Origin of the sequence: Chryseobacterium edaphi (assembly GCF_025628985.1) — a bacterium.
Classification (GTDB): Bacteria; Bacteroidota; Bacteroidia; order Flavobacteriales; family Weeksellaceae; genus Chryseobacterium; species Chryseobacterium edaphi.
The window spans coordinates 550,081-562,713 of sequence record NZ_JAOTEM010000001.1 but is presented as its reverse complement, the minus strand read 5'-3'; the positions used below and the strand labels follow the sequence as shown (position 1 = coordinate 562,713).

The window sequence follows — 12,633 nt, the reverse complement described above, 5'->3', positions numbered from 1 at the left end:
TAAAATTAATAACCTGGATTTTGAATTAAATTAGGATTTGCAACAATATCCTTTGCTGGGATTGGATAAAGATTTCTAAAACTTTCTACTGCTTTACCTGCTTTAACTCCACCTTTCCAAGCCCAAAGATATGTTCCTGTTGTGAATTTTCCGTATCTTATAAGGTCAGTTCTTCTCGTCAATTCCCATCCCAATTCTCTACCTCTTTCGTCAAGAATATAATCTGTTGTAATTGAAGTTGCGGGCGCAGCTCCAGCTCTTGTTCTTAGAGCATTTACATACCCTAAAGCTGTGACAGGATCACCGCCCGAGCCTCCTCTGAGAACTGCTTCAGCATACATTAGGTACACATCCGCTAATCTAAACATTGGTATATCTGCATCACAGAAATTCCCTGAATTATCTGATCCTGCAGTTCCTGTACTTGTTAAATTTTTGTATTTTACGAAAGCATAACCATCATTAAAACTTCCTAGATCATTAATTTCAAGGTTTTGTCCGCTTGTATAAAAATTTCTTCTTTGATCATTATTATCATTGAACAATCCTACATAAGAAGAAGTTGTTCTAAGACCACTCCATCCACCATTGATACCAAATTGATTCGCAGGCATCGTACCACCTACTGCAGCATGAACCAAATAGGTTGTTCCTCCTGATGTTTGAGTTCTCTGACCGTCAAAATTGACCGTGAAAATTGATTCAGGATTATTTTTATCATTGTCTGCTAAAAATAAATCTCCGTATTTTCCTTTCAATCCATAACCTGCAGAAATTACTTTTTTAGAATATGTAATACAATCTGTATAATGATTGGTATTATTATAAACTTGTGAGTTCAGATATAATCTTGCCAACAATGCCCAAACTGCTGCCTGATCTGCTCTACCATACTGATTAGCTTTAGGAGCTTTTAATAATTGTTCACAAGCTAAAAGTTCAGATTCAACATAATTAAATAATTCGGCTCTCGTAGTTCTTGGAGGAGGAGTTGTGGAACCTGGAAGATAATTGTTTTCAGTTACAAAAGGAACATTTCCAAATAAATCTAAGGCATGGTAATATGCTAATGCACGTAAATATCTGGCTTCAGCGTGCATATATTTAGCTTCTGTAAGATTTGCACCAGTAATATTATTCGATGCCAATTTTTCATCAGTTGTATTCCTGATAAATTCATTACAGAATGCAATTTCAGTATAAAGTCTGTAATACATACCGCTTACAAATTCATTAGAAGAATCCCAAGTCATCTTATGTATTGTCTGTAAAGTACCATCGTTCCATGCAATTACAGCTTCATCAGTAGGAAGACATTGTAATGTGTGCAAAATTCTTGTGTATTGAGAAAAGTTTCCATCAATACCTCCAACATCAGAATTTCCACCATTACTTTCCTGACCGCCATTTGCAAAACCACCATATACTTTTGCTAAAGCTGAAGGATAATTTGCAAAGTCCTGAAATACACTAAGGGACGTAACGTCAGTGATAGGAACTTGTTCTAGATCATCAACACAAGAGATTGATGAGAAAAGAGCTGAAGCAGCAAAAACAGCAGCTATTATTTTGATTTTATATTTATTTTTCTTCATGATAATTTAAAATTGAAAGTTAAAACCTAATGAATATACCTTTGGCATTTGATAATAACCATTATCAATATTTCCAAAAATTTCCGGATCAATACCTGAATATTTTGTAATTACAAAAACATTCTGCAATAATGCATATACTCTTAAGTTGCCCTTTGAGTTAAAAATACCTTTAAAGTTGTACCCAGCATTAATGTTATCCAATCTAAAGAAAGAAGCATCTTCTATATAAATATCAGAAAACAATTGTGGGGTTGCGAATTGATATTGTCCCGCTGTAGAATATACGTTTTGTAAATATTCGTTAGTAGAAGCAGACTGTAAGGAAGAGTTTGAAGATGCATTATTGTAAACATAATTTCCTAAAACTGCTCTTGCGCTAAATCCTATATCAAAATTTTTGTGAGTAAATTTCGTATTAAAGCCTAAAATAGCATCAGGTTGTGTAGAATGGCTGTAATATTTATCTGAAGCAGAAATCTGACCGTCATTATTTCTATCTACATACACGCCTTCTAAAGGCTTTCCACTTGCATCATACACTTGTTGATAGACATAAAAAGAGTAAGGTTGGTAACCTACTGCGTGTGCCTGAATTGTATTACCGACACCTCCTGAAATAGCACCAATCTGAACATTATAAGTATCATTTGCACCATTAATTAATTTGGTAACTTCAGAATTATAATGTGTTATGTTAGCTGAAACTTCCCATCTTGTATTTTCTGTTTTTACAGGAACAACTGTTAGTGATGCTTCTATTCCTTTTACTCTCATATCACCAACATTTAAATTATTAAAGTTGCTCAAATCTCCTGCAGCAATTGGTACATTTCCAAGTAAATCTTTTACTTTTTTATCAAAAACATCTACAGAGCCAAATATTCTGTTATTCGCAAATCCGAAGTCTAATCCTAAATTTGTAGTTTCTGTAGTTTCCCATGTAAGTAACGGATTGTAGATTTGTGGACGATACATGAAATAATATTGATTGCCAAATTGATACTGCGCACCACCTTGACTTATGCCATATGCTGCAAAAGCAGGATAATTACCACCAATCTCCTGATTCCCGGTCTGTCCCCATCCTGCTCTCAATTTTAAAGTACTAATTCCTGAATCTTTTAAAAAATTCTCTTCATTAATTTTCCATGCACCTGAAACTCCTATAAAATCTCCCCATACATTATCTTTGGTTCCATTAAAGAATTTTGACGATCCATCTCTTCTTATAGATGCTGAAATGATATATTTGTTATTAAATGTAAAAATACCCCTTCCGAAAAATGATAGTAAAACTTGTTTCGAAGCAAAATCAGATCCAATAGTAGGAGCATTTTTACCAGTAAAAGTTGGAGCAAATGGAACCGAATTCTCAAAACTTTGGTAAGAATATCCAGCTGTCAAATCAACGTTAGTATTAATAGCTGTAATATTTTTCACGTAATTAAAATACGTTTCCAATAATTTATTTTTTTTCTCCTGAGAATATTCTCTGAAGCTACCTCCGTTTGCAAAACCAGATTTATACAACTCACTAACTCTAGTTGCACCATTACCTTTGGAATAATCATATCCCGCATTGATATTAAAGTGCAAATCTGGTAAAAAATGAAATTTATAATCTGCCTGAATATTTCCCAAAAATCTCCAGACTGAAGAGACATCTCTTGTACCTTCTAATTGCCCTAAAGGGTTGGCGTTAGCATTTACGTTCAAACCTCCATTCAAAAGCCATTCGTAATAACCTCCATAATTTGAATTTCCTGAATAAACAGGTTGTGTTGGGTCAAAATATGTGGCACTTCCGATCACGCCACCCGCAGGAAACTGATTGTCTGTAAAAGTACCCTTAGCATTTACATTAAAAGACAAATGATTATCAAAGTACTTTGGGCTCAAATTTAAACCTACTGAAGTTCTTCTGAAAGAGTTTGTTTTTACAATACCATTTTGCTCGTTGTAACCAACTGATAAACGGTAAGGTAGATTCTTAACCCCTCCAGATAAAGATAGATTATTATCTGTTCCCCACGCTTGTTGATAAATTAAATCTTGCCAATTGGTATCAGAATTTCCTAATTTAGCCTTATAAGGATCTGTCGCATATTGATTTACAAAGGCACGGAACTCATCAGCTCCCAAAACATCTACATTTCCCATTTTTGTAGAAACTGATGCGAGGGTAGAAAAGTTTATTTTAAATTTTCCTGTTGTACCTTTTTTTGTTGTGATCAAAATAACCCCATTAGAAGCTCTGTTTCCATAAATTGCAGTAGAAGAAGCATCCTTTAAAATATCAAACGTTTCAATATCATTCGGATTGATTAATGATAACGGATCTGATGCTCCCGAAATACCGTTAAAATCTTGTGGAACTCCATCAATAACAATCAAAGGTGCCTGAGAACCATTTAATGTACCGATTCCTCTAATTCTTATAGAGCTTCCCGCACCTGGCGCACCACTGTTTGTTGTTATTTGAACTCCGGGAGTTTTACCCTGAATTAACTGTGCAGGACTTGTAGCTCCTCCATTAAAATCTTTAGATGAAACCGAAGTAATAGAACCTGTAAGATCCTCTTTCTTCTGCTTTCCATACCCGATCAATACAACTTCCTCGATTTTTTTCTCCTTAGTTGTAGAGTCTTGTGTCTGCGCGTGCATCATGGAGCTTGCCAATAAAAATGCAGGTGCAATTTTTAATACGGTTGTAAAATTTTTCACAAATATTATTTTTATATAGTTTCTTTTGTTTGATAAAAACTGCCAAAGCAGTCTTGCAATTTAAAAAAAAATTACAATTATCATAAAATTATATAATATTAAGTTAATATTTTGTAAATTAATCCATTGTTTCATGTTAGTACATTGAAAAACAATTGTTTATATTAAATTATTCATTACATAATATAGGGTTAACATATAGTAAAAAATTAAACGTTTGTTTAACAAGATATCTGGATATTTATCTCATTTTTGTAATTTTCACATTAAGATTTTGCATGAAAGTGTTTTTGGCAAATAATCTTTATCTTTGCAGACTTAAAACTATACTATAAATGTCAAACAAAAAGATGATTACGGCGGCATTGCCATACGCAAACGGACCGGTTCATATTGGGCATTTGGCGGGGGTTTATATTCCTGCAGATGTTTATGCAAGATTTCAGAGAAGATTGGGAAAAGATGTTGCTTTTATCTGCGGATCAGATGAGCACGGAATTCCTATTACCATAAGAGCTAAAAAAGAAGGAGTTACACCACAGGATATCGTTGATAAGTATCACGAAATTATCAAAAAATCTTTCTCAGATTTAGGAATTTCATTTGATGAATATTCGAGAACGACATCTGCTAATCATCGTGAAACTAGTCAGGACTTCTTTAAAGTGCTTTACGAAAAAGGAAAATTTACCGAAGAAGTTTCTGAACAATATTTTGATGAACAGGCAAACGAATTTTTAGCCGACCGATATATCGTAGGAACCTGCCCGAATTGTGGTAATGAAAATGCTTATGGTGATCAGTGTGAGAGATGCGGGACTACCCTTTCTCCGTCTGAACTGATCAACCCAAAATCAATGTTGAGCGGAAATGTTCCTATTAAAAAAGATACAAAAAACTGGTATTTACCTTTAAATGAATATGAAGATTTCTTAAACGAATGGATTGTTGAGGGGCATAAAGACGACTGGAAACCCAATGTTTACGGACAGGTAAAATCTTGGTTAAATGACGGATTAAAACCTCGTGCAATGACTAGAGATCTGAACTGGGGCGTTCCCGTTCCGCTTCCGAATGCAGAAGGAAAAGTTTTGTATGTTTGGTTTGATGCACCGATCGGATATATTTCTTTCACCAAAGAATGGGCAGAAAAAAACGGGAAAGACTGGAAAGATTACTGGCAAAGCGAAGAATCTGATCTGGTTCACTTTATCGGAAAAGATAATATTGTATTCCATTGTATTATTTTCCCCGCAATGATGAAAGCTCACGGAGATTTTATTATGCCTAAAAATGTTCCTGCTTTTGAATTTTTAAATTTAGAGAACGATAAAATTTCAACTTCAAGAAACTGGGCAGTTTGGGCACACGAATATGTTGAAGAATTTCCGGGACAGCAGGATGTTTTGCGTTACGCACTGCTTTCTTCCGCTCCGGAAACAAAAGATAACAACTTTACATGGAAAGATTTTCAGACGAAAAACAATTCTGAATTGGTTGGGATTTTTGGAAACTTCATTAACAGAGTTGCTGTTTTAATTCATAAATATTATGCTGGAATTATTCCTGCAGGAAATGAAGATGCTGATGAACTCAACGAAATTACAAAGGCAGCAACAGAAGTTGAAACCTTTTTAGAAAACTACGAATTCAGAAATGCTTTGACTTCAATGATGAATTTAGCAAGATTCGGAAATCAATATTTACAAATTGAAGAACCTTGGAAAACCATTAAGGACAATCCTGAGAAGGCGGCAAATTCACTTTTCATCGCTGCACAAATTGCAGTTGGTTTAGCACAAATTTGTGAACCTTTTTTACCATTCAGTGCAGAAAAATTACAGAAGATGTTTAATGTTTCACAATTAAATTGGAGCGACATTAAAAATGAAAAAATCTTAATTAAAACTGGACATCAGATCAACGAATCATCTCTTCTTTTCTCAAAAATTGAAGACGATGTGATTGATTTTCAAATCCAGAAATTAGAAAACACCAAGCAAAGCAATAAAAAAACAAACCCTAAAGCCAACCCAATGAAAGACGAAATACAGTTTGATGATTTTACAAAAATCGACTTAAGAACAGCAACCATTTTAACTGCTGAAAAGGTTGAAAAAGCAGATAAATTATTAAAACTGACTGTTGACACAGGTGTTGATGTAAGAACGGTTGTTTCAGGAATAGCAGAAAGCTTTACGGCTGAAGAAGTAATCGGAAAGCAAGTGATGATTTTATTAAATCTTGCTCCGAGAAAAATCAGAGGTATTGAATCTCAGGGAATGTTGTTATTGACAACTAAAGCTGATGGGAAATTATCTTTTGTAACGCCTGATGAAGCGGTGGAAAACGGAATTGAAATCGGATAATTTCTGAATCTTAAATATATCAATGGGCATTTTCTGATGCCCATTTTTGTTGAATAATGGTTAAGAAAAGTATTTTAAAAAAGCTCTCACATAAGAAACTTTTTTTAAAACATTGAGAATAGCTTCGTTACTTTAAATATTCAAATACATTTTCAATTCTAAGGGGAACAAGTAAATTTTTCTAACTGAAAATCAATTAAATAGATAAACCGAAACAAAATATTTCGGTTTATCTATTGCAATGTCGACTTTTTTTTATACTTTTACAAAGATTTATGAGCAAAAGACTTGTCATCTCATGCTCTAGATAAATCATTATTTGTTTTTCCTTCTGCAAATGTATAACTAAATTTATAACTGACAAAACATTTTTTTAAATTTTCGTAAACTTTTTACGTTAGTCTACTGACTAACATTTTTTTTAATTTAAATATAATAAAAATTAGTTATGATTTCAAATTTACATAATTTCTCTTTTATTTTTGGTTTAGAGAATAAACAAAACCAACTAAATTTTGTAGATATAAACTTATTGAAAAAAGATAATTTATTATTTATAGACCCAAGACTTATAGCTCATAATAATGATAAAATCTCCATTACAATGGACAAATATTTGAGAAAATATTGGAGTGCACTAATTCATGAAATAAAGACAGGAACCATTAGTAATACATTTAAGCTAATGAGAGGATTAGCTGAACCGAAAGAAACACACCTTGGTTTTTCAGAAAAAAAACAAAGTGGCAATTCTATGGGAGATAAATTGAAACCGAAGTTTATTAAAGAGTTAATAACCTTAATTAATACTAAAAATGGCCATTTAACAAATCTTGAGGATATTGAATTTTTTATAGATAAGGTTGGTGAAGATAGAATTTCTGACATAACGACAAAAATCGTCAAACAAGTTTTAATTGACTTTACTATCAGTGAATGTAAAAAATACAATATTGAAACTAAATCAGTTATGCAAAAAGATATTTGGAATTACGAGACTGGCGAATGGGAAAAAAAATCAGTAGAATTACCAATTTTTGATAATAAACCAGTTATTCTAATTCCAAAAAATATTGTGAGATTAAAAGGCGGCTCTAAAAATATTGTCTCTTGCTTTTATAGATTTGCTATTAGAGAATATGTTCTTAATGATAATAGCATTCTACAAAAAATACCTCCAACAGGTAAAGATGGTAAACATTTGATTAAAGATGTTAAAAATCAATTTCCTAATTCAAAAGAAATATTAAATTCATGGAATAATCAGTTTCCAAAATTAATGGTTGATTTTAAGTCCGACTATTTACATGAGAAAATCATCTGTTTAACTGACGAACAAATAGAAATGATAGTTTATGACATAAATTATCAAAATGTAGGCTAACTATATTTTAACAAGGGTTATACAGATAGTATAACCCTTGTTTCTTTAGTCAATTTAGCCAGATAACAATCCTCATCCTTCAAAATCATTTCAATTTTAAAACCATTATTTACTGCGGCATTTTGCAAAGTATTAAAATCAAGATACAGCCATTTGATCGGGTCTTCAGACTCATCTTTATAATGTACTATATAATCTAATTCGCCATAATATCCATTTGCCGGAATCAAAACTCCGCCATCTTCATCAACATCAAACATATACAAAATATCAGTGCTGTCGATCAGGATCTGTCCGTTTTTATTTATTAATGAATGAAGTTTTTTGAGGTAAATATCAATCACATTAAGGCTCTGAAAAATTCCTGTTCCGTTCATTAACAGAAGAATTGTATCAAAAGTTTCTCCAGAAAATTCAAGCATATTCTGAGCAACTGCTTTCTTAATTCCTCTTAATTGGCAAACTTCAATTGATTTAGGAGAAATATCCAAAGCAGTAACATCCAAATTTCTTTCATTCTGAAGATATAATGAATGCGAACCTGCTCCTGCTCCTATATCGAGAACTTTCCCCTGAGCTAATTTCAAAGCTTTTTGTTCGATTTTATTCATCTCCTCAAAATCTCTGAAAAGATAGTCTACCGGAAGCTCATCAAGTTCGGAAATAGAAGTTTCAGTCTGCAGATCTTCTGTATTTCCGTTGTGAAAATAATCCCAGATTGCGCGTCCCATTAAGTCTTTCATGCTGAATTTTATTGAGGGCAAAGATAATCTTTAAGAATTAATTGAATTTTGAAAATAATTAATATGTGAATTGCAGTATTTTATTTAAATTCAATTATAAATTATCTAACGATGAAAAGTTCATTATTAATCATAATTTTTGCTTGTATACTTTATGGCTGTACAAATGAATCTCCAAATTTTGATAAATTAATATATAAGACAACGGGTTGTTTCGGAACTTTCCCTACTTACTATCTTGAAATTAATAATGATAAATCTTTTAAATTGTATGCTGAAACTGTTTATAAAAAAGAAACATCAATTTTCGATTTTGAATTAGATTCTGCAAAAATGGGATATTTTATAGGACAATTAGATGAATTAACTTTTCAGAATTTAACAAAAAAGATCCGTAGAGTTTCAAAACCAAATTACACATATTATAATAATTATTCAATTACCGACACTCCTACAATAACATTAATCATTCAACGAGGTGGTGATAAAACTTGTTATGAAACATCTAACCCTACAAATGATTTTCAAAACAATATTGTTAATTTCTTCAATAAGATTTGCTCTGGAAATTATGAAAAAGGTGAAAAATTTAAAACTGATTATAAATATGACTGTTATTAAAATAATGTTTTTCCAAATCGACACAATCCATATTTTCTATTTTTAAAAACACTCCATTCCTACAAAAATTCCCTAACTTGTATTTTCTAAAAACGAGATTCATCTCATGACAGATAAACAATTTAATTTTCAACAGGGTTTTACATTCAGCAAACACATTCCGGAAGAAATATCGCATTTCGACAGGGTTTTTGATGTGTTCAAAGATTTGCTGACCCACACTTCCGGCGATATTGAGGAAGCTTTTGAGTGGCTCGATATGCTCGATAAAGAGTATGACATTTTCACCGACGAATATACGCTTGCAGATTTTGAAGAAGACCTCAAAAAGCGAGGCTACATCAAAAAAGAAGACGATTCCGAAGATGGAAATACTGGAACAGGAAAAGGCAAAAACATCCTGACCGCCAAACTTGAAGCAGCTTTGCGTGAATATGCTTTAGACCAGATTTTTGGTAAGCTTAAAAAAAGCGGAATCGGAAATCACCGAACCAACAAATCCGGAGTCGGTGATGAACGTGATGGTGATAACAGAAATTTCCAGTACGGCGACGATTTATCAAGTGTAAACATGACTGAAAGTCTGAAAAATGCTCAGATCAACAACGGAATTGCAGATCTTCGTATGACCGAAGATGACCTGATCGTAGAAGAAACCAAGCACAAAGCTCAGATGAGCACGGTTTTGATGATAGACATCAGTCACTCGATGATCTTGTACGGTGAAGACAGAATCACTCCTGCCAAAAAAGTGGCGATGGCTTTGGTGGAATTGATTAAGCGAAAATATCCAAAAGATTCTATCGACATCATCGTTTTCGGAAACGAAGCGTGGCCGATAAAAATTAAAGACCTTCCCTATTTGCAGGTTGGTCCGTATCACACCAACACGGTTGCTGGATTGGAATTGGCGATGGATATTCTTCGTAGAAAAAGAAATACCAACAAGCAGATTTTTATGATCACCGACGGAAAACCGAGCTGTCTGAAACTGCCCAATGGTGAATATTACATGAACAGCGTAGGACTCGACCAAAGAATCGTGACCGAATGTCTCAACAAAGCGACTCAGGCAAGGAAATTGAAAATTCCAATCACTACATTTATGATTGCGCAAGATCCTTATCTTCGTCAGTTTGTGAATGCTTTCACCGCACAAAATAAAGGAAAAGCTTTTCTCACAGGACTTTCAGGTTTGGGACAGATGATTTTTGAGGATTATGAGAAAAACAGAATTAAGAGGATTTAGGAAGAGCCAAGGCAAAAGTTTAATTTAATAATAATTTGGGCAGCTTTTGACTACGTCGAATAGCAATTTATTTTTTTATGGCAGCTATTTCCGCCTTCCACTCCCGCTTTTTTGCTCGTCGTGCCTCCTCACAAAAAGAGCTCCGTTCAAGTCGGGCTGCGAGATTCGTGTTCCAAACACAATTAGAATTAAAAAATCCCTTTGCTGAGTGAAACGCCTTTGCGGACTTAGAATAAAATAGTTAGTAGTAAAAAAACCTTTGCGCACCTTGCGTTAAAATATTTTACTCAAAGCTCAAACTTTCAATTAAAAATTACATTATTAAAAGAAATGAAAAACGATACAACATTTAAAGAATTAAAACAATCAGGATATACCGATAAAACCATCAATCAGGAAATTCAGGCAAATTTAATTGCAAAAATCAAAGCAAAAGAACCTGTATTTGAGGGACTTTGGGGTTATGAAGATTCTGTAGTTCCACAGTTGAAAAAAGCAATTTTGGCAGGACATCACATCAATTTATTAGGTTTGCGTGGACAGGCAAAAACGAGAATCGCAAGAAGCATGGTCAATCTTTTGGATGAATATATGCCGATTGTAAAAGGTTCTGAAATCAATGACAGTCCGTTTCAGCCGATTTCAAAATTTGCAAGAGATCTGATCGAAGAATTAGGCGACGAAACTCCAATTTCGTGGGTTCACCGTTCAAACCGTTTCTTTGAAAAACTGGCAACTCCCGATGTAAATGTTGCCGATTTGATTGGAGACATCGATCCCATAAAAGCTGCAACATTAAAACTTCCCTACTCCGATGAAAGAGTTTTGCACTATGGAATGATTCCAAGAGCAAACCGTTCAATTTTTGTGTTGAATGAATTACCTGATTTACAGGCAAGAATTCAGGTTTCTCTGTTTAATATTTTACAGGAAGGTGATATTCAGATTCGAGGATTTCAATTAAGAATGCCTTTGGATATCCAATTTGTGTTTACCGCAAACCCTGAAGATTACACCAACCGTGGGAGCATCGTGACACCTTTGAAAGACAGAATCGGGTCACAGATCTTTACGCATTATCCAAAAACAATTGCCTTAGCAAAACAGATTACCGAGCAGGAAGCGCAGGTTTCAACGGAAGATAAAGCACAGATTCAAATTCCTGATTTAGCGAAAAACCTTTTAGAAGAAGTAGCTTTCGCAGCACGTGACAGCGAATATGTAGATGCAAAAAGTGGCGTCAGTGCGAGACTGACGATCAGTGCTATGGAAAACCTAGTTGCCGCAGCGAAATTACGTTTAATAGAAACAGATGCATCAAAAACCACCGTTCGTTTGCTGGATTTTATGTCGATCATTCCATCGATTACCGGGAAAATTGAATTGGTGTATGAAGGCGAACAGGAAGGTGCAGATTATGTTGCGAAAATATTGATCGATAAAGCCGTAATAGTACAGTTTGAAAGTATTTTCCCACGAATTTCTAAACTAGAAAAAGAAGGTATTAAAACTCCTTACACCGATTTAATTAAATGGTTCAACAAAAATCATTTGGAGCTGAACTACACCGATACCGACGAAGAATTCTACAGCAAACTCAACAGCATTACGCCTCTGACAACCGTTATTGAAGAAAATGCTTCTGAGTTGAATGAAGAAGATCAAAACTTCTGCAAAGAATTGGTTTTATGGGCATTGACCATCAGCAAAAAATTAGATAAGTCTGAAAATTCTAATGCTTATACTTTTGATTCTACGGATATTGGGCAGTATTTGAGGAATTAGAATAGGTGTCATTTTAAAATAATTAATCCCCTGAATTGCTTCAGGGGATTTTTGTTTGATATCAATCATACTCTTTTTTGGGAAGAACGGCACAGATTCTCATCGAATATTGCTTTTCATTGTACTATTTATTTTAATTTCAATCGTAGCAATAATCTTT

General features: G+C 33.7%; 8 protein-coding genes. 5 read left to right on the top strand and 3 right to left on the bottom strand.

The window, feature by feature from the left end; translation table 11 throughout:
- Positions 1–5: 5 nt before the first annotated feature.
- Entirely contained in the window at positions 6–1,595 is a 1,590-nt protein-coding gene (locus NZ698_RS02655; RefSeq protein WP_263001548.1) for a RagB/SusD family nutrient uptake outer membrane protein, read from the bottom strand.
- 6 nt (positions 1,596–1,601) lie between these two features.
- Positions 1,602–4,322, bottom strand: a complete 2,721-nt coding sequence (locus NZ698_RS02650; protein ID WP_263001547.1) for a SusC/RagA family TonB-linked outer membrane protein — start codon at positions 4,320–4,322, stop codon at positions 1,602–1,604.
- Between the two features lie 335 nt (positions 4,323–4,657).
- Here NZ698_RS02650 and metG point away from each other — a divergent pair, with 335 nt between their 5' ends.
- Both metG and NZ698_RS02640 read left to right on the top strand, forming a co-directional pair.
- Positions 4,658–6,691: a methionine--tRNA ligase gene (gene metG, locus NZ698_RS02645; RefSeq protein WP_263001546.1), complete on the top strand. Its 2,034-nt coding sequence runs from the start codon at positions 4,658–4,660 to the stop codon at positions 6,689–6,691.
- A gap of 448 nt (positions 6,692–7,139) precedes the next feature.
- Positions 7,140–8,075 carry a DUF8370 family protein gene (locus NZ698_RS02640; RefSeq protein ID WP_263001545.1) on the top strand — a complete coding sequence of 312 codons (936 nt, stop codon included), beginning with the start codon at positions 7,140–7,142 and terminating at the stop codon, positions 8,073–8,075.
- A gap of 17 nt (positions 8,076–8,092) precedes the next feature.
- Here the strand turns inward: NZ698_RS02640 and NZ698_RS02635 are convergent, their stop codons facing one another.
- Positions 8,093–8,818, bottom strand: a complete 726-nt coding sequence (locus tag NZ698_RS02635) for a class I SAM-dependent methyltransferase (protein WP_263001544.1) — start codon at positions 8,816–8,818, stop codon at positions 8,093–8,095.
- 111 nt (positions 8,819–8,929) lie between these two features.
- On the opposite strand from NZ698_RS02635, the gene NZ698_RS02630 reads away from it, so the two are divergent.
- From NZ698_RS02630 to NZ698_RS02620, 3 genes are all read left to right on the top strand, one after another.
- Positions 8,930–9,439 (top strand): DUF6438 domain-containing protein, encoded by a 510-nt coding sequence (locus tag NZ698_RS02630; protein WP_263001543.1) that lies wholly within the window; start codon positions 8,930–8,932, stop codon positions 9,437–9,439.
- A gap of 106 nt (positions 9,440–9,545) precedes the next feature.
- The gene (locus NZ698_RS02625; RefSeq protein ID WP_263001542.1) at positions 9,546–10,688 is read left to right on the top strand and encodes a vWA domain-containing protein; all 1,143 of its coding nucleotides are present in this window, start codon (positions 9,546–9,548) and stop codon (positions 10,686–10,688) included.
- A gap of 330 nt (positions 10,689–11,018) precedes the next feature.
- A complete protein-coding gene (locus NZ698_RS02620) occupies positions 11,019–12,473 on the top strand; it encodes a sigma 54-interacting transcriptional regulator (RefSeq protein WP_263001541.1) in 1,455 nt (484 codons plus the stop codon).
- The last annotated feature ends 160 nt before the right edge of the window (positions 12,474–12,633 follow it).